Below are 17,138 nucleotides of genomic sequence, written 5' to 3'. Positions count from 1 at the left end.
CTCACCCTACCGGCCCAGATATACGGAGGTCAGTGCTCCGGTGCCTCGGAGGGTGCCGAAGTGACAAGTTCCGTAAGGACTCCGTGGCAGTCCTTGGGGTGCAGGAAGGTGATGCGTGACCCCATGGAGCCGATCCGGGGCTCTTCGTAGAGCACGCGTACGCCCTTGTCCTTGATGGCCGCGGCGTCGCCGTCCACGTCGGCGGTGCCGAAGGCGATGTGGTGGACGCCCTCGCCGTTCTTGGCCAGCCACTTGCCGACCGCGGAGTCGTCGCGGGTCGGCTCAAGGAGCTGGAGGTAGGAGGCGCCTCCGTCGCCGGTGTCGTTGATCTTGAGCATGGCCTCACGCACGCCCTGCTCCTCGTTGACCTCGCTGTGGGTCACCTCGAATCCGTACGTCGCGCGGTAGAACTCGACGGTCTTGTCGAGGTCGAAACAGGCGATCCCGATGTGATCGATTCGCGTCAGCATGCTTCAAGTGCAGCGCTTGACGCAGTGATTACGCAACGTGCGCGCGATCACACCTGCCGCCCGGTGACGGCGGGGGTACTGCTCAGTACATTCAGATAAACCCTCGTTAACTCCTCTCCTCCCAAGGGGTCGTCGCACATGGCAGGAACGACCGGCACCACCTCAGTGATCGTCTCGGGCGCACGAACGCCCATGGGCCGCCTCCTCGGCTCGCTGAAGTCCTTCTCGGGTGCGGACCTGGGGGGTTTCGCGATCAAGGCCGCGCTCGAGCGCGCGGGCATCGGAGGCGACCAGGTCCAGTACGTGATCATGGGCCAGGTGCTCCAGGCCGGGGCAGGGCAGATCCCGGCGCGCCAGGCCGCCGTCAAGGCGGGCATCCCCATGAACGTCCCCGCACTCACCATCAACAAGGTGTGCCTGTCGGGCCTCGACGCCATCGCGCTCGCCGACCAGCTGATCCGCGCCGGCGAGTTCGACATCGTGGTGGCGGGCGGCCAGGAGTCGATGACCAACGCCCCGCACCTGCTCCCCAAGTCCCGCGAGGGCCACAAGTACGGCGCGATCGAAATGATCGACTCCATGGCGTACGACGGCCTGACCGACTCCTTCGACGGCGTCGCGATGGGCGAGTCCACGGAGAAGCACAACACCCGTCTCGGCATCGGCCGCCCCGAGCAGGACGAGGTGGGCGCGCTCTCCCACCGGCGTGCCGCCGCGGCGCAGAAGAACGGCCTGTTCGAGGCCGAGATCACCCCGGTCGAGATCCCGCAGCGCAAGGGCGACCCGGTCCTCTTCGCCCAGGACGAGGGCATCCGCCCGGAGACCACGGCCGAGTCGCTCGGCAAGCTGCGCCCCGCCTTCGGCAAGGACGGCACGATCACGGCCGGCACGGCCTCGCAGATCTCCGACGGCGCGGCCGCGGTCGTGGTCATGTCCAAGGCCAAGGCCGAGGAGCTTGGCCTGGCCTGGATCGCGGAGATCGGCGCCCACGGCAATGTGGCGGGACCCGACAGCTCGCTGCAGTCGCAGCCGTCCAACGCGATCCTGCACGCCCTGAAGAAGGAGGGCCTGCAGGTATCGGACCTCGATCTGATCGAGATCAACGAGGCCTTCGCCGCCGTCGCGGTGCAGTCAATGAAGGACCTCGGCGTGTCCTCGGAAAGGGTGAACGTCAACGGCGGCGCCATTGCCCTGGGTCACCCGATCGGGATGTCCGGTGCCCGTGTCGTGCTGCACCTCGCCCTGGAACTGAGGCGGCGCGGCGGTGGCGTGGGTGCGGCCGCGCTGTGCGGTGGCGGTGGTCAGGGCGATGCCCTGATCGTGAAGGTGGCCAGGGCCTAGCCTCCGCCTGGCCGCCGCAGTGAGTCGTACGTAGTGAACGGAGCTGTGATGCAGGACGTCCCCTCTCTCGTGGCGCAGGCCCGCGAGGGCAGGCCGCGGGCCGTGGCCCGGCTGATCTCACTGGTCGAGGGGGCGTCGCCGCAGCTGCGCGAAGTGATGGCCGCGCTGGCGCCGCTCGCGGGCAACGCGTACGTGGTCGGCCTCACGGGGTCGCCGGGTGTCGGCAAGTCGACATCGACGTCGGCGCTCGTGAGCGCCTACCGGCGGACCGGGAAGCGGGTCGGCGTCCTCGCCGTCGACCCGTCGTCCCCCTTCTCCGGAGGCGCGCTCCTCGGCGACCGGGTGCGGATGTCGGACCACGCGTCCGACCCCGGCGTCTACATCCGCTCCATGGCCACACGCGGCCACCTCGGCGGACTCGCGTGGGCCGCGCCGCAGGCCATCCGCGTCCTGGACGCCGCGGGCTGCGACGTGATCCTCGTCGAGACCGTCGGCGTCGGACAGTCCGAGGTGGAGATCGCCTCGCAGGCGGACACCTCGGCCGTCCTCCTCGCGCCCGGCATGGGCGACGGCATCCAGGCGGCGAAGGCCGGAATCCTGGAGATCGGCGACGTGTACGTCGTCAACAAGGCCGACCGCGACGGCGCCGACGCGACCGCCCGCGAGCTGAACCACATGCTGGGCCTCGGTGAGTCCCGCGGCCCCGGTGACTGGCGCCCGCCCATCGTGAAGACGGTCGCGGCGCGCGGCGAGGGCATCGACGAGGTCGTCGAGGCGCTTGAGAAGCACCGGGCGTGGATGGAGGAGCGGGGCGTCCTCGCGGAGCGCCGGGTCGCCCGCGCCTCCCGCGAGGTCGAGACGATCGCCGTCACGACGCTGCGCGAGCGGATCGGCTCCCTGCACGGCGACCTCAGGCTGTCCGCGCTCGCGGAGCGGATCGTGGCGGGGGAGCTGGACCCGTACACGGCGGCCGACGAACTGGTCGAGGGGCTGACGGAGAGCTAGGGCCCTTCTGGCGGCCCACGGAAAAATAGGGGTGCCGGGGCGGCATCCCGACGGATACTGTGCCCCCGTGTTCCTCCTCTTGGCATAGGGCCCGCCCCGCCCGCGCTCGCCACGTACGACCGTGGCCCACGCGGGACTCCGGTGACCCCTTGTGCCTCTTCGAGTCCAGAGGAACCCTTCCGTGTATCTCGCCGTGCTGCGGGCCCCGCATGCCCTGCGCGCCTTCGCCACCGTCCTGCCCGCCCGTCTCTCGTACGGGACGGTCTCCCTCTCCCTGATGCTGGCGGTCAGGGACGCCTCCGGTTCGTATGCCGTGGCGGGGGCCGTCGCCGCGCTGTTCGGGGCGACCAACGTCCTGCTCTCGCCCGCCCGTGCCGCGCTCGTCGACCGGCACGGGCCGCGCCGCGCGCTCGCGCCGATGGTCTCGCTGTACGCCGCGCTCCTGGCCGCCCTGACCCTCGCGACCTGGCGGCCCGGCACGGCCCCGGTCTGGCTCGGCGTCCTCGCCGCGTGCGCGGGAGCCTGTACGCCACCGCTCGGCCCCGTCATGCGTACCGTGTGGGCCGAACTCCTGGACGGTGACCGGCGGTTGCTGCAGCGCGCGTACAGCCTGGACGGAGTGGCGGAGGAGCTGCTGTTCGTGTCGGGACCGCTGCTCGTGGGGCTGATCGTCCAGGTCGGGCCCGCCGCCGCGGGCATCGCGGTCAGCGCGGCGCTGATCTGGACCGGCACGCTCGCCTTTCTCGCGTCCCCGGCCGTCCAGGGGAGGCGGCGCGGCGAGGCCGTCGGGGGCGGCGGGGGCGGTGGGCGCGCCGCGGGGCGCGGGGCGGCACAGCCCGTCGTCGTCGTGGCCGGGGTCGGCCTCTGCGTGGGCGCCCTCGAACTGCTCTTCGTGGCCTTCGCCGAGCGGGCGGGGCGGCCGGACGCCGTGGTCTGGGTCCTGGCCGCGTTCTCCGCGGGCAGCGCCGTGGGCGGTCTGCTGTACGGCGCCGTGCCCTGGCGCTCGTCGGCCCGGTCCCGGCTGCCCGTGCTCGCCGTGGCCCTCGGCCTGCTCTCGGCCGCGGCGGGGCTCGCGCCGGGGCTGCCCGCCCTGGTCGGGGTGGCGGCCTGCGCCGGACTCTTCGTGGCCCCGGCGCTGACCACCGCCTACCTGATCGCGGACGCGTCCGTGGCCCCGGAGCTGCGCACCCAGGCGGGCGCCTGGGTCAACACGGCGGTGAACGCGGGGCTCTCGGTCGGCGCGGCCGCGATCGGCGCCATGGTGGGCCGAGCCCCGCTGGCCTGGTGTTTCGTGGGGGCCGCGCTCGCCCCCGTCCTGGCGGCCCTCGCCACGCTGCGGAGACCGCGACGCGCCGGGGGCGGCGTCGGTGACGCCGCCCCCGTGGCCGAAGTGGTCGCCGTACGTCAGTCGTCGGAGCCGTCGTCGTCCTGACCGTCGTGGTCGTCGTGGTCCCGGTCGTCGTGGTCGGGCGTGACCTTGCCGGTCTTCAGGTCCACGTTGTACTCGGACTCCGCGCCCTTGGCGCCGGTCGTCTCCACGTTCCAGGCGACCGCCTTGCCGTCGTCGTCCAGGTCCACGGAGGTCACCGTGCCCTTGCCGGCACCGGCCCGCGCGGCGTCCGCGGCGCTGACGGAGGCGCCCTTCAGCGCGGAGTTCACCCGGGCGGCGTCGGCGGCATCGTCACCGTCGTCGTCCTTGTCGACCCAGGAGCCGAGCACCTTGCCGGTGCCGGGGTCGACCTCGACGCTGTGCCAGGTGCTGCCCTTGAGGACGTCGACGTCCCAGACCAGGCCGCCGTCCTCGTCGTCGAGCTCGGCGGAGACGGCGGTGCCCTTGGTGTGGGCGAGGGCTGCCTTGATGGCGTCGGGGGCCGTCACCTTCGCGGCCTTTGCCTCGGCGGTGTTCTCCGCGGCGTCGTCGGCGTCGTCGTGTGCGTTGTCGGAGTCGTCGTCGCGGGCGTCGTCGGAGTCGTTGTCCCGGGCGTTGTCCTTGAGCTGGACGCTCGACGTGCCCGCGGCGCCGTCGTCGTCACCGCCGACCGCGAAGGCGGTGGCGGTGCCGCCTCCGATCAGGGCCGCGGCGGCGACGGTGGCGATCACGATGTTGCGCTTCATGAGGGTCCTCCCGAGGAAGTGGGCGACGCGGGCGGCGGCCGGGGGGCCGCTGCCGTTCGCTTTCGACAGGGACCAATCTGGCCGAGCGATCCTGAACCCACGCTGAAGCCGCCTGAAGAACTCTTCAGCTTCGCTCTGCCACCCTGAACGCATGCGCCCACCCGCCTCCCACCACCGCCCCGCCGGAGGCGCCACGCGCCACACCTACCGACTCCTGATCGTTGAGGACGAAAAGCGGCTCGCCCTGTCGCTCGCCAAGGGCCTGACCGCCGAGGGGTACTCCGTCGACGTCGTCCACGACGGCGTCGACGGACTGCACCGGGCGAGCGAGGGCACGTACGACCTGGTGGTCCTCGACATCATGCTGCCCGGCATGAACGGCTACCGCGTCTGCTCCACGCTGCGCGCGGCCGGCCACGAGGTGCCGATCCTGATGCTCACCGCCAAGGACGGCGAGTACGACGAGGCGGAAGGGCTCGACACGGGCGCCGACGACTACCTCACCAAGCCCTTCTCGTACGTCGTCCTCGTCGCCCGCGTGAAGGCGCTGCTGCGCCGCCGCGGCTCCGCGGGCCCGTCCCCGGTGCACGCCCTCGGCGACCTCAAGGTCGACACGGCCGCCCGCCGTGTCTTCCGCGGCGAGGACGAAGTCACCCTCACGGCAAAGGAGTTCGCGGTCCTGGAGCAGCTGGTCCTGCGGACCGGCGAGGTCGTCTCCAAGGGCGACATCCTGGACCACGTCTGGGACTTCGCGTACGAGGGCGATCCCAACATCGTCGAGGTGTACGTGAGCACGCTGCGGCGCAAGCTCGGCGCGGCCCTGATCAAGACCGTGCGCGGCGCCGGCTACCGCCTGGAGGCCCCGCGATGAGGAAACTGTTCGGCTCCGTACGGGCCAGGGCCACGCTCGGCGCGAGCCTGGTCGTCGCCCTCGCCCTGGTCGCCGCGGGCGCCGCCGTGCTCCTCTCGCTGCGGGCCAACCTCGTCGACCAGGCGGATGCGCGGGCCGATTCCGCCGCCCGCAAGGTCGCCTCACAGCTCGTCGCCGACCGGCCGTACGCCGACCTCGACCTGCCGGACGACGAGGACGAGCCGGTCCAGGTCGTCGACGACGAGGGCAGGCTGGTCGCGGCCGGCGACGACCTGGAGAAGATCAGCGGAACCGGCGTCGACGCGGTCAAGCCCGTCCCCGCCTCCCGGGCGCCGGAGCACGCGGACGCCGAGAGCGGGGAGAGGGGAGAGAAGGCGGAGAAAGGAGACAAGGGGGAGAAGGGGGAGAAGGACGAGAGCGGTGACGACTCCGCCGATGTCGGTGAGGTCGACGACGAGACCAGGTTCACCAACGGCTCCGCCACCGTCGACGGCGAGACCTCCGACTTCCGCTTCGCCGCCGTCGAGGTGAGCACCGGGTCCAGGGGCGACCTCACCGTCTACGCGGGCGGCTCGCTCTCCAGCGAACAGAGCGCGGTCTCCACGGCGTTGACGTCCATGCTGATCGGCTTCCCGCTGCTCCTCGCGGTCGTCGCCGGCGTGACCTGGCTGGTGACGCGCCGCGCTCTGCGCCCGGTGGCGGCGATCACCGCGGAGATGTCCGCGATCACCGCGTCGGAGGACCTGGCGCGCCGCGTGCCCGAGCCGGACACGCACGACGAGATCGCCCGCCTCGCCCGCACCACGAACGAGACGCTCACCGCCCTGCAGACCTCGGTGGAGCGCCAGCGGCGCTTCGTGGCGGACGCCTCGCACGAGCTGCGCAGCCCCATCGCCTCACTGCGCACCCAGCTCGAAGTGGGCGCGGCGCACCCGGAGTTGCTGGATGTGGACGGCGCCGTCGAGGACACCGTGCGGCTCCAGGGGCTCGCCGCGGACCTGCTCCTCCTTGCCCGCCTTGACGCGGGGGAGAAGCCGGGCGGCGCTCGGGCCGACCTGGCAGCCTTCGTCCGCGAGGAGATCTCGCAGCGGACCCGGGACCACGTCGACGTGCACACGGATCTGAAGAGCGTCGAGGTCGCGGGCTCGCGCGGTCAGTTGGCGCGGGTGCTCGGCAATCTGCTGGACAACGCCCAGCGGCACGCGCGCTCCCGCGTCACGGTCACCACCCGGACCGACGGTGCCTGGGCGGTCCTGGAGGTGGCCGATGACGGCAGCGGCGTGCCGGTGAGCGAACGGGAGCGGATCTTCGAGCGGTTCGTACGGCTCGACGACGCGCGCACCCGCGACGAGGGCGGGGCCGGTCTGGGCCTCGCCATCGCGCGGGACGTGGCGGTACGGCACGGCGGCACGCTCGTGGTGCGGGAGGCGCCGTCCGGTGGTGCGCTCTTCGAACTCCGGCTGCCCAGCCCTCAGTCGTCGGCGGATTGAGGGGTGCCGCGGCCGGCCGTGGCGGAGCGGGTCAGGGCTTGCCGCGCTGGGAGCGCAGGTGTTCCGCGATCGGGGTCAGGGCCTTGCGCAGATCCTCGAGTGCTTCGTCGGAGATGAGGTCCACGAAGTGCCGCCGCACGGAGGCGACGTGGTGTGGAGCCACCTTCTGCATGGTCTCCATGCCCTCCTCGGTGAGTACGGTGTAGAGGCCTCGCCGGTCGGACTCGCAGTTCTCACGGCGCACCAGACCCGCGTTCTCCATGCGGGTGATCTGGTGGGACAGGCGGCTCTTGGACTGCAGGGTGGCGGCGGCAAGATCACTCATCCGCATCCGCAGCTCTTCCGATTCGGAGAGATACACGAGAATGTCGTAGTCGTTCATGGTCAGGTTGAACGGCTGAAGGTCCTTTTCGAGCTGATATGTCAGCATCCTGTTGACCTCCACGTGGGTGCGCCATGCGCACTGTTCCTCGTCGGTCAGCCACTGCGGGGCCGTCTCGGTCTCCATGGAATCGATTCTACCTAAGAAGTTGAAAGGTGAACGAATGGTGGGCTGTGACGCGCCTCGCAACCCCTGCCTCTCGGAGGGGCACAGGCGTTCGCCGTCACACTCCGCAGACTACCGCTCACAGCCCGAAGCGACGCTGGAGGTCCCCCAGTTGTCCGGGAAGGCGCGGTGTCCCCGGCTGCTGACCCGGCTGGCCCGGGGCACCCTGTCCGCCGGGCACGCCCGCCTGGTTCGGCACTGCTCCCGCCGCCTGCTCGGGCATGAGTGCCTCCGAGGACTGGAGCAGCACCGTGCCGGCGCCCACGAACTCGAACTGGTGCTCCTCGCCCGAAGTGCCGCCGATGCCGGTCAGCGCTCGCATGCCCCCGATCACTCCGGTGAGATATCCGTGGTCGTAGTGATGGCAGGGTGAAGGGCAGTCCGCCCACCCCACAAGCGCCTGTGGATCAACGCGGATCGGCGGCTCCATGAACACCACCGGGCCGTTCGAAGCGGCGACGAACTTGCCTGTGCCGATGAGCGTCAGAAAGCCCGGAACGATGGATTGCTTCAACGCGAGAGTTGGCTGAAAAGCGAGGAGGTTGCCGGAGCGAATGGTCAGGTTGCCCTCCGTCAGGTCGTACGAATTCACGTCGAAGGCCCGGTCGGCGAGGAGCATCTTGCCCTGGCCGTCCGCCACGACCCAGTCGCTTGCGTGCAGCGGCGAATGGAAACTGGTCCGGACCAGGCGGTCGAGACGGCCGTGCCCGACGCCGTTGAAGTCGATCCGCCCGTAATAGGCGATCATCTTCCCCTTCTGCAGGAACCACTGGCTCGCCTTGAGCTCCACACAGAAGGTGTACGGGTTGACGTTGTCGTCGCTCGGCAGCGTGATGGGGTCGAAGACGGCGGGCGCTCCCGCGGGGGTCGAGACGTGGGGGTTCACAGCTTCTCCTCCGAGGCCTGGACGTACACCGCGCCGTTCCCCGACAGCTCCAGCTGGAAGGCCTCTCCGGAGCCGCGGCCCACCATGTCGCGCCAGCCGAGCGCCGTGGAGAGCTTGTTGCGCACGTCGCCGTGGTGCGCGACATACGCCTGCGGGTCGACGTGGACGGGACGCTGCGGAGTGATCGGCACCTCGATGACGCCGCCGTGCGCCATGACGGCGACCTCGCCGTGGCCCTTCAGAGTCGTGGTGAACAGGCCCTGGCCGCTGACCTGTCCGCGCACCATGCCCATGACGCCGCCCTGCGCGCCCAGGAACATCGTGCCCTGCTGGAGCGTGCCGTCGAAGGCGAGCAGGCGGTCCGCCTCCACATAGAGGGTGTCTCCGGAGAGGCCGATCACCTGGATGTGGTGCCCGCCGTGCCCGAAGAGGACGGTGGCGGCGGGGGTACCTCCCCGGTCATTGAGACCTTGGGGGACCTCGACGGTCATCAGGGGAGTGGCCTCGCCCGCGACCCGGCGGCCGATCATGGAGGCGAGGCCGCCCTGGCCGCCCTGGATGCTGGGGGTGAAGGAGACGTCCCCTTTGTAGGCGAGCATGGCGCCGCGCTGGCTGAAGATCTTGGTGCCCGGCTGCACCGTCGCCTCGACCATCTTCGAATTGATCTCCCTGAACGGCATCTCAGACGTCCCCCGCGATCGTGGTGCGCTCGCTGGGCTGTACGTACACCAGGCCGTCGCCCTCGAAGCGGATCTGGAAGGCCTCGCCGCCGCCCTCGCCCATGAAGGTGCGGAAGGTGACGCCGGACTGGAAGCTCTGGTGGACGTCTCCCTGGTGGGCGATGTACGCCCCCGGGTCGACCATCAAGGGGTACTGCCGGGAGACGCGCAGCACCACCGCGGGCCCGTCGGAGACGATCGCCGCCTGGCCCGTGCCCTCGACGGTCGTCGTGAACAGGCCGTTCCCCTGGGTCGCGCCGCGCAGGCCGGTGAAGCTGGTGCCGGTGCGCAGCCCCGCGTCGGTGCACAGCAGATTGCTCGCCTCGACGTGGAGCTTGTCGCCCCTCAGCTGGACGAGGTTGATCTCCGTGGCCCGGTCGGCGAACCAGCAGGTGCCGTGGCCCTTCACCTCCATCACCGTCATCTGTTCGCCGGTGACGCGGCGGGTCACCATGCCCCTGATCCCCTCGCCGCCCCCGGTCATCTTCTTGAACGCCATCTGGCCGTCATAGGCGACCATCGAGCCGTTCTTCGCCTTCACGGCATCGCCGGTCATGTCGACGGCGAGCACTCTGCTGCCTTGGAGCCGGAATGTAGCCACGAATCGACGGTAGCCGCCGCGTACCCGCCCAGAACAGGGTGAAGGCCCCTGAGCGAACCCCGAGAAGACCCCGATGTCACAATGGGGTCGCTTGTGCGTCCGTTCACAAGATCGGCGCCGCCTGGCCCCGCCTCCTCCCGCCGCCCCACCCACCGAAGGTGACCCGTGGACATCAAGACCGCCTCCGCCCTCCGCCGCCTCCGTCTGGTCTCCGTGCCCGAGGGCATTTCCTGGATCGTGCTGCTGGTCTGCACGATCATCAAGTACACGGTCGCCGAGGGCTTCAACGTCGCCCCGGTGCTCGGCCCGATCCACGGCGTGCTGTTCATCCTGTACGTGATCTTCTGGCTCGACGCGTGGAACCGCACGAAGTGGGACGCGAAGACGGGCGCCCTGTACTTCGCGTTCTCGATCATCCCCGGCGGCGGGTTCATGGCCGAGCGCAGGCTGAAGCGCGAGGCCGAGGCCGCGGTGATCGCCGCGCGCGCCCGTAAGGAAGGGGTCGTGAGCGCATGATCGTCGCCTTCTCCGTGACCCCGCTGGGAGTCGGTGAGGACGTCGGCGAGTACGTCGCCGACGCGGTCCGCGTCGTCCGCGAGTCGGGGCTGCCGAACCGGACCGACGCCATGTTCACGTCCGTCGAGGGTGAGTGGGACGAGGTCATGGACGTCGTCAAGCGAGCCGTCGCCGCGGTCGAGGCGCGGGCCCCGCGCGTCTCCGTCGTCATGAAGGCGGACATCCGCCCCGGCGTGACGGATGGCCTCACCTCCAAGGTCGACACGGTGGAGCGTCACCTCTCCGCGTGAGTCGCCCGCACCTGTAGGTGTCGTCGAAAGCACAGAAAAGCCCCCGCTCCGGCGGGGGCTTTTCTGTGCCCCATGAGCCCCATGACGTGAGCGAGCGGCTTGAACGAGTGACTTGATCGAGTGACTTGAGCGACTGCTCAAACAACTGTATCTTCCCTTTTGAGCAGTCGCTCAAAAGTACGCTGACGTGGGGGTTTACGGTGAGCCTGTACATCGAGGCACGCATGCGCGCCGATCTCGACGACCTCTGGGCCCGCACCCAGGAACCCGACCGGCACCAGCGCTGGGACCTGCGCTTCACCGAGATCGACTACCTGCCGCGCCAGGAGGGGGAGCCCCAGCACTTCCGGTACGCCACGCGCGTGCTGCCCTTCCTGGCCATCGCAGGCACCGGAGTCTCGGCGGGCGAGAAGCGGCGCCCCGACGGCACCCGTACCTCCGCCCTGCGCTTCTCCTCTGAGCACCCCCTCTCCCTCCTCGAAGAGGGCAGCGGCTACTGGCGCTACGTACCGGCGCCGGACGGCGACGGCATCCGCTTCCTCACCGGGTACGACTACCGGCCGCGCTGGGGCGGCTTCGGAAAGGCCGTCGACCGCGTGCTCTTCCGCCCGCTCATGGGCTGGGCGACCGCCTGGTCCTTCGACCGGCTGCGGCTCTGGCTGGAGCGGGACATCACCCCCGAACGCGCCCTGGGGAACGCGGTCGCCGAGGCCACCGCCCGCGTCCTGTGCGTCGTCGCCGCCGTCCTCCTCGCCCCCGTCACCGCCATCGCCGCGGCGGCCCTGATGCTGTTCCTGCCGCCCCTGCCCACGACCCCGGCCGCCCGCCGCTGCCTGCGCACCCCGCCGGAACGCGCCCGTGCCCCCCGCGCCCCCCGCCTCCTCACCACCCTCGACACGGCAGAGGAGCGGCGCTCGTGAAGCGGCACGCCTCGATCTTCCGCACCGTGCTCGGCGCCGACTTCGACCGGCTGCACCCGCAGATCCAGCGCCGCTTCTCCGTGGGCCTCGACAGCGGCGAGGCCTGCACGGGCCGGGGCGTGATGGACCGCGTCTGGCACGGCAGGGGCTTCGTGAAGCCGTTCCTCGCGCTCGGCGGAACCCGCAACATCCTCCTCCCGCGCCAGGGCAGGAACGTCCCCTTCACCATCGAGAACGTGCCGTACACCGACACGTACGGCCGTGAGACGGTGACCTTCGTGCGCACCTTCGACCTGCCCGGCGGCCCCCGCCGCTTCGACGCCCAGATGGTCCTCGGACCCAAGGGCGACCGCGTGCTCGACTACCTCGGCACGCACCAGCACCTCGCCAGCGACCTGCACCTGCGGGCCGAGCCCGACGGCTCGCTCCTGATCCGCTCCGGAGAGCACCGCTTCCGGGAGGGCCCGGTGGACTGCCGCGTCCCCGAGCTGATCGGGGGCGACGCCGAGGTGCGGGAGTCCTACGACGACGCGGCGGGCCTGTTCCGCATCCGGGTGCGGGTCACCAACCGCCGTTTCGGGCCGCTCTTCGGGTACGAGGGGTCCTTCACTGCGACGTACAGCGACGTCCGTGCGTGCGGGGTGCGCCCCGGGCTCAGGCCCGTCCGCGAGGAGGTGCGCGCGTGAGCGCCGCCAAGGACCCGGCCAAGAGCCAGGAGACCCGGACCAAGCTCCTCGAAGGCGCGCTGCGGACGCTCACGGAGCAGGGCATCGCCAAGGCGTCGGCGCGGAACATCGCGGCGGCCGCAGGGGTCAACCAGGCGCTCGTCTTCTACCACTACGGCTCCGTCGACGACCTCCTGGCGGCGGCCTGCCGGCACGGCACGGAACAGCGGGTGTCCCTCTACCGGGAGCGCCTCGCCGAAATCGAATCCTTCGCCGAACTCCTCGCCTTCGGGCGGGAGATGCACGAGCGGGAACGCGAGGCGGGGCATGTCGCCGTCCTCGGCCAGCTCCTGGCCGGGGCGCAGACGCAGCCGCGGCTCGCGGCGGCGACGGCGGCGGGTCTCGCGCTCTGGATCGAGGAGATCGAGAAGGTCCTCACCCGGGTCCTGTCCGCGTCGCCGCTCGGCGAGTTCACGGATCCCGTGGGGCTCGCCCGGGCGCTGGGCGCGTCCTTCGTGGGCATGGAGCTGTACGAGGGGGTCGACCCGGCGGGTACGGAGCGGGCGCTCGCCTCGCTGGAGCAGCTGGCCGTCGTCGTGACGGCGGTCGAGGACCTGGGACCGCTGGCCCAGCGGGCGGTCCGCCACCGGTTGCGCCGTACGCGGCCGTAAGCAGCCTCCAGGAGTGGGCGGCCACATACGGCGGAAGTATGAGCCCTCTCCACAGACCACCCCCCACCGCAACCCAGCCAAAACCCCCCAACCTAAAACCCCTCGCACGGGCGAACCCCGTTCGACACGCCGGGGAAACTCCACTTTTGTGTGGGTATCGGCACGTTCGATACCGGATCACCCAGAACCTGGAGGGCGCTGTGCGGCAGCCGGAGGGCTACGACTACGAAACCCACAGCACGCTCGCCGGACCGCTCACCGAGCCGGACGGCGACGAGGGAACAGGAGGGAACCCCGGACCGTACCGGGTCCGGTACCGCTCGCTGCTGTCCGGCGAACCGCACCGAATACGTGCCGTGCTCCTGATGGCCCTGGCGCCGGTGCTCACCGGCGTCCTGCTGGTCTACCTCGTCTGGCCCACCCACTGGACCGAACGCGAGGGCGCCGACCGCTGGCTGATCGGCCTGGACGCGACGATGCTCGTGGCGATCGGACTGATCGAGCTCTTCATGCTCGTCAACGTCATATCGATCGCCCACGCCACGATGGTCGCGAGGGACCCGGTCCCCGTGTTCCCCGAGGCGGGCACCCGCGTCGCCTTCCTCACCACGTACGTGCCCGGCAAGGAGCCCCTCACCATGGTGCGGGCCACCCTTGAGGGTGCCGTCCGGGTACACCACCCCGGCCCCCTCGACGTATGGCTCCTGGACGAGGGGAACACCCCCGAGGCCAAGGCGCTCTGCGAAGAGCTCGGCGTGCGGCACTTCACGCGGTACGGCATCGCGGAGTGGAACCGCAAGAAGGGCCCGCACAAGGCCCGTACCAAGCACGGCAACTACAACGCCTGGCTCGCGCTGTACCACGCGGAGTACGACTTCTTCGCGTCCGTCGACACGGACCACGTCCCGCTCCCCAACTTCCTTGAGCGGATGATGGGTTACTTCCGCGACCCGGACGTGGCGTTCGTCGTCGGACCGCAGGTCTACGGGAACTACACGACGCCCGTCACCAAGGCGGCCGAGTCCCAGCAGTTCCTCTTCCACGCGCTGATCCAGCGCGCGGGCAACCGCTACCGCGCCCCCATGTTCGTCGGCACGAACAACGTCGTGCGCATCAGCGCGCTCACCCAGGTCGGCGGGCTGCACGACTCGATCACCGAGGACATGGCGACGGGCTTCGAGCTGCACCGCCACCGCAATCCGGCGACCAACCGGCACTGGCGCTCGGTCTACACGCCGGACGTCCTGGCCGTCGGCGAGGGCCCGGCCTCCTGGACGGACTTCTTCACCCAGCAGATGCGCTGGTCGCGCGGCACCTACGAGACGCTGTTCAAGCAGTACTGGAAGGCACCGTTCACGATGCCGCCCGGGCGCCTCTTCTCGTACTCGCTGATGCTCGTGTACTACCCCATGACGGCCGTCAACTGGCTGCTCGGCATCCTCAGTTGTGTCCTGTTCCTGTGGTTCGGGGCCAGCGGTACGCAGGTCGCGGCGTCGGTCTGGCTGATGCTGTACAGCGACGCGGCCGCCCTGCAGATCGGCCTCTACCTCTGGAACCGGCGGCACAACGTGTCCCCGCACGAGCCGGAGGGATCCGGCGGCCTCGCGGGCATGGCGATGTCGGCGCTCTCCGCGCCCATCTACGCCAAGTCGCTCGGCGCGGCCCTCCTGCGCCGCCCCAGCCGCTTCGTGGTCACCCCCAAGGGCGGCGACGCGAGCCCCGACCGGCTCCTCACCTTCCGTATCCACCTCTTCTGGACGGTGGTGCTCGCCGGTTCGCTGGTCGCCTCCTTCGTGCTCGGCCACACGCACGTGGCGATGCGCACCTGGGCGGTCCTCGCGATGGTGATCTCGCTGGCACCGGTCTCGATCTGGGCCTTCTCGCTCGCCAAGGAGCGCAGGGCGGCCCGGCAGGAGCAGGGGACGCAGCGGACGGGGCCGCTGGGCGAGGACGCGGAGGGCGAGCCGGAGCCGGCGTTCGCCACCGGCACGACGACAGGAGGGAACTGACCCATGGCCTACCGCCCCTCGAAGCGCACCAGGAAGACGCTTTTCGGAGTCGGCGCGGGCGCGCTCCTGGTGGGGCTGAACGCTCCCGCCGCGCTCTCCTTCGCCGAGGAGCAGTACTACGACTACAAGATCTCCCGGCCCGGCTACAAGGCGAAGTACGGCTCCTGGAAGCAGGTCGACATCCCCGAGGAGTTCCGGACCAACGCCATCCACGCCGCGCTGCTGCACACCGGCAAGGTGCTGATCGTCGCCGGCTCCGGGAACGAGCAGAAGAAGTTCGACGCGGGGTCGTTCGACACGGTCCTGTGGGATCCGAAGAACGACACGTTCAAGAAGATCGACACTCCGGAGGACTTCTTCTGCTCCGGGCACGCCCAACTCCCCGACGGGCGGCTCCTGGTGGCGGGCGGCACCGCGCGCTACGAACTGCTCGACGGTGAGGTGGAGCGGGCGGGCGGCGGCATGCGGGTGAAGAACGAGAACCCGGACAAGCCGGTGACCCTCAAGAAGGGCACCACGTTCCGCTCACCGTCGGGCGTCGAGTACGTCAGCAAGTTCGACGTCGTCGTGCCCAAGGCCAAGCGGGGCTTCGAGATCACGTACTCCAAGTCCGGTGTGATGCAGCCCTGGAAGACCAAGGTCAAGGCGAGCGAGGCGCGCGTCTTCGTGGAGGCGGTCGAGGGTGGCGCGCAGTCGGTCACCGAGAAGTCGGCGCAGTACGAGATCGAGGGGCTGACCGGCGAGGAGGCCGACAACACCTACGGCATCGCCGAGAAGATCGACATGGAGAAGCAGGACTTCCAGGGCATCAAGGCGGCGTACGAATTCGACCCGAAGGCCGAGAAGTACCTGCCCGTCGACCCGATGAAGAAGGCCCGCTGGTATCCGACCCTGGTCGGTCTGAAGGACGGCAAGGTGCTCGCGGTCTCCGGTCTCGACGACGTCGGCGTGATCGACCCGGGCGACAACGAGATCTACGACCCGAAGACGAAGAAGTGGACGGACGGGCCCAAGCGGTACTTCCCGACGTACCCCGCGCTCTTCCTCACCAAGGGCGGCAAGCTCTTCTACCCGGCGTCGAACGCGGGCTACGGCCCGGCCGAGAAGGGCCGTGAGCCGGGCCTGTGGGACCTGGAGACGAACAAGTTCGAGAAGGTGCCGGGCCTTGAGGACATGGACCAGACCGAGACGTCGGCGTCCATGCTGCTGCCGCCCGCGCAGGACCAGAAGGTGATGATCATGGGTGGCGGGGGAGTGGGCGAGTCGGACAAGGCGACGCGCCGCACCGCCGTGATCGACCTCAAGGAGGAGAACCCGACCTTCAGGACGGGGCCCGAACTCCCGCAGGGCACCCGGTATCTGAACAGCGTGCTCATGCCCGACGACTCGGTCTTCACGTCCAACGGCTCGGGCGACTACCGGGGCCGCAGCGGCAGCAACATCCTCAAGGCGCAGTTCTACGACCCCAAGGCCAACGCCTTCCGCGCCGCCGCCTCGCCCAAGGTGGGCCGCAACTACCACTCCGAGGCGCTGCTGCTGCCCGACGGCCGGGTCGCGACGTTCGGCTCCGACCCGCTCTACGACAACGAGCAGAACACCAAGCTCGGCCACTTCGAGCAGCGCATGGAGATCTTCACGCCCCCCGCGCTGCACAAGGGCGGCCAGGTGCGCCCGGTCCTCGGCGAGGGCCCGGAGCAGCTGGCGGCGGACGGCCGCGCGACGTTTCGGACCGAGCACCCCGAGAACCTCGCGTCGGCCCGGCTGATGCGCCCGAGCGCGGTGACGCACACGACGGACGTCGAGCAGCGTTCGATCGCGCTGGGGCTCAGCAAGGGCAGGGGCACGGTGACGGTGGACGTGCCGCAGGGCGACACGGCGCTGGTCCCGCCGGGCTGGTACATGCTGTTCGTGACGGACAAGGACGGCACGTCGTCCGAGGCGAAGTGGATCCACGTCGGCCTGGAGGACTGACCTCTCCGGCCCGCCGAGGAGGCCTTCCCCGGCCTCCTCGGCGTCGCGCGC

At 70.3% G+C, this 17,138-nt stretch carries 18 protein-coding genes; 12 read left to right on the top strand and 6 right to left on the bottom strand.

Going from position 1 to position 17,138, the window contains the following annotated elements; genetic code table 11:
• Positions 1-29: 29 nt before the first annotated feature.
• Positions 30-470 carry a methylmalonyl-CoA epimerase gene (gene mce, locus ACFVYL_RS29635; RefSeq protein WP_389721289.1) on the bottom strand — a complete coding sequence of 147 codons (441 nt, stop codon included), beginning with the start codon at positions 468-470 and terminating at the stop codon, positions 30-32.
• Positions 471-608: 138 nt separating this feature from the next.
• Here mce and ACFVYL_RS29630 point away from each other — a divergent pair, with 138 nt between their 5' ends.
• From ACFVYL_RS29630 to ACFVYL_RS29620, 3 genes are all read left to right on the top strand, one after another.
• On the top strand, positions 609-1,811 hold the full coding sequence (locus ACFVYL_RS29630) for an acetyl-CoA C-acetyltransferase (protein ID WP_389721287.1): 1,203 nt from the start codon (positions 609-611) through the stop codon (positions 1,809-1,811).
• A 48-nt stretch (positions 1,812-1,859) separates the two neighbouring features.
• Positions 1,860-2,816 (top strand): methylmalonyl Co-A mutase-associated GTPase MeaB, encoded by a 957-nt coding sequence (meaB, locus tag ACFVYL_RS29625; RefSeq protein ID WP_389721286.1) that lies wholly within the window; start codon positions 1,860-1,862, stop codon positions 2,814-2,816.
• Positions 2,817-3,009: 193 nt separating this feature from the next.
• A complete protein-coding gene (locus ACFVYL_RS29620) occupies positions 3,010-4,248 on the top strand; it encodes an MFS transporter (protein ID WP_389721373.1) in 1,239 nt (412 codons plus the stop codon).
• Here the strand turns inward: ACFVYL_RS29620 and ACFVYL_RS29615 are convergent.
• Complete coding sequence (locus tag ACFVYL_RS29615) at positions 4,221-4,931, bottom strand: PepSY domain-containing protein (RefSeq protein WP_389721284.1); 711 nt, start codon at positions 4,929-4,931, stop codon at positions 4,221-4,223. The genes ACFVYL_RS29620 and ACFVYL_RS29615 overlap by 28 nt on opposite strands.
• A gap of 151 nt (positions 4,932-5,082) precedes the next feature.
• Here ACFVYL_RS29615 and ACFVYL_RS29610 point away from each other — a divergent pair, with 151 nt between their 5' ends.
• Together ACFVYL_RS29610 and ACFVYL_RS29605 are read left to right on the top strand one after the other, a co-directional pair.
• Positions 5,083-5,802, top strand: coding sequence for a response regulator transcription factor (locus ACFVYL_RS29610; protein WP_389721283.1), 720 nt, complete (start codon positions 5,083-5,085; stop codon positions 5,800-5,802).
• Positions 5,799-7,292: a sensor histidine kinase gene (locus ACFVYL_RS29605; protein ID WP_389721281.1), complete on the top strand. Its 1,494-nt coding sequence runs from the start codon at positions 5,799-5,801 to the stop codon at positions 7,290-7,292. The genes ACFVYL_RS29610 and ACFVYL_RS29605 overlap by 4 nt, the downstream gene beginning before the upstream one ends.
• Positions 7,293-7,323: 31 nt before the next feature.
• Here ACFVYL_RS29605 and ACFVYL_RS29600 read toward each other — a convergent pair whose 3' ends face one another.
• The 4 genes from ACFVYL_RS29600 to ACFVYL_RS29585 form a co-directional block, all read right to left on the bottom strand.
• Positions 7,324-7,800 carry a MarR family winged helix-turn-helix transcriptional regulator gene (locus ACFVYL_RS29600; protein WP_389721279.1) on the bottom strand — a complete coding sequence of 159 codons (477 nt, stop codon included), beginning with the start codon at positions 7,798-7,800 and terminating at the stop codon, positions 7,324-7,326.
• Positions 7,801-7,918: 118 nt separating this feature from the next.
• A complete protein-coding gene (locus ACFVYL_RS29595) occupies positions 7,919-8,725 on the bottom strand; it encodes an AIM24 family protein (RefSeq protein ID WP_389721277.1) in 807 nt (268 codons plus the stop codon).
• Positions 8,722-9,405 carry an AIM24 family protein gene (locus tag ACFVYL_RS29590; RefSeq protein ID WP_389721275.1) on the bottom strand — a complete coding sequence of 228 codons (684 nt, stop codon included), beginning with the start codon at positions 9,403-9,405 and terminating at the stop codon, positions 8,722-8,724. The genes ACFVYL_RS29595 and ACFVYL_RS29590 overlap by 4 nt, the downstream gene beginning before the upstream one ends.
• Position 9,406: 1 nt before the next feature.
• Positions 9,407-10,045, bottom strand: a complete 639-nt coding sequence (locus ACFVYL_RS29585; protein WP_389721273.1) for an AIM24 family protein — start codon at positions 10,043-10,045, stop codon at positions 9,407-9,409.
• Positions 10,046-10,210: 165 nt separating this feature from the next.
• Here ACFVYL_RS29585 and ACFVYL_RS29580 point away from each other — a divergent pair, with 165 nt between their 5' ends.
• The 7 genes from ACFVYL_RS29580 to ACFVYL_RS29550 all read left to right on the top strand — a co-directional run bounded on the left by ACFVYL_RS29580 (position 10,211) and on the right by ACFVYL_RS29550 (position 17,087).
• The gene (locus ACFVYL_RS29580; protein WP_389721271.1) at positions 10,211-10,561 is read left to right on the top strand and encodes a DUF3817 domain-containing protein; all 351 of its coding nucleotides are present in this window, start codon (positions 10,211-10,213) and stop codon (positions 10,559-10,561) included.
• On the top strand, positions 10,558-10,851 hold the full coding sequence (locus ACFVYL_RS29575; RefSeq protein WP_389721269.1) for an MTH1187 family thiamine-binding protein: 294 nt from the start codon (positions 10,558-10,560) through the stop codon (positions 10,849-10,851). Before ACFVYL_RS29580 ends, ACFVYL_RS29575 begins: the two co-directional genes overlap by 4 nt.
• Positions 10,852-11,051: 200 nt before the next feature.
• Positions 11,052-11,771, top strand: a complete 720-nt coding sequence (locus tag ACFVYL_RS29570; protein ID WP_389721267.1) for a hypothetical protein — start codon at positions 11,052-11,054, stop codon at positions 11,769-11,771.
• Positions 11,768-12,457 carry a DUF4166 domain-containing protein gene (locus ACFVYL_RS29565; RefSeq protein WP_389721265.1) on the top strand — a complete coding sequence of 230 codons (690 nt, stop codon included), beginning with the start codon at positions 11,768-11,770 and terminating at the stop codon, positions 12,455-12,457. The genes ACFVYL_RS29570 and ACFVYL_RS29565 overlap by 4 nt, the downstream gene beginning before the upstream one ends.
• Positions 12,454-13,107, top strand: a complete 654-nt coding sequence (locus ACFVYL_RS29560) for a TetR family transcriptional regulator (RefSeq protein WP_389721263.1) — start codon at positions 12,454-12,456, stop codon at positions 13,105-13,107. Before ACFVYL_RS29565 ends, ACFVYL_RS29560 begins: the two co-directional genes overlap by 4 nt.
• A 200-nt stretch (positions 13,108-13,307) precedes the next feature.
• Positions 13,308-15,116, top strand: coding sequence for a glycosyltransferase family 2 protein (locus tag ACFVYL_RS29555; RefSeq protein ID WP_389721261.1), 1,809 nt, complete (start codon positions 13,308-13,310; stop codon positions 15,114-15,116).
• 3 nt (positions 15,117-15,119) lie between these two features.
• Entirely contained in the window at positions 15,120-17,087 is a 1,968-nt protein-coding gene (locus tag ACFVYL_RS29550) for a galactose oxidase-like domain-containing protein (RefSeq protein WP_389721259.1), read from the top strand.
• The last annotated feature ends 51 nt before the right edge of the window (positions 17,088-17,138 follow it).

The organism is Streptomyces sp. NPDC058308 (assembly GCF_042880275.1).
In the GTDB taxonomy this organism is placed as follows: Bacteria; Actinomycetota; Actinomycetes; order Streptomycetales; family Streptomycetaceae; genus Streptomyces.
Note: the sequence above shows the minus strand (reverse complement) of the source record. Positions and strands in the feature narration are given on the sequence as shown.

Bases quoted from the DNA above. Each gene is read 5' to 3' on its own strand.
- mce (WP_389721289.1), bottom strand. From the start codon at position 470: ATGCTGACGCGAATCGATCACATCGGGATCGCCTGTTTCGACCTCGAC.
- ACFVYL_RS29630 (WP_389721287.1), top strand. From the start codon at position 609: ATGGCAGGAACGACCGGCACCACCTCAGTGATCGTCTCGGGCGCACGA.
- meaB (WP_389721286.1), top strand. From the start codon at position 1,860: ATGCAGGACGTCCCCTCTCTCGTGGCGCAGGCCCGCGAGGGCAGGCCG.
- ACFVYL_RS29615 (WP_389721284.1), bottom strand. From the start codon at position 4,931: ATGAAGCGCAACATCGTGATCGCCACCGTCGCCGCCGCGGCCCTGATC.
- ACFVYL_RS29610 (WP_389721283.1), top strand. From the start codon at position 5,083: ATGCGCCCACCCGCCTCCCACCACCGCCCCGCCGGAGGCGCCACGCGC.
- ACFVYL_RS29605 (WP_389721281.1), top strand. From the start codon at position 5,799: ATGAGGAAACTGTTCGGCTCCGTACGGGCCAGGGCCACGCTCGGCGCG.
- ACFVYL_RS29600 (WP_389721279.1), bottom strand. From the start codon at position 7,800: ATGGAGACCGAGACGGCCCCGCAGTGGCTGACCGACGAGGAACAGTGC.
- ACFVYL_RS29590 (WP_389721275.1), bottom strand. From the start codon at position 9,405: ATGCCGTTCAGGGAGATCAATTCGAAGATGGTCGAGGCGACGGTGCAG.
- ACFVYL_RS29575 (WP_389721269.1), top strand. From the start codon at position 10,558: ATGATCGTCGCCTTCTCCGTGACCCCGCTGGGAGTCGGTGAGGACGTC.
- ACFVYL_RS29550 (WP_389721259.1), top strand. From the start codon at position 15,120: ATGGCCTACCGCCCCTCGAAGCGCACCAGGAAGACGCTTTTCGGAGTC.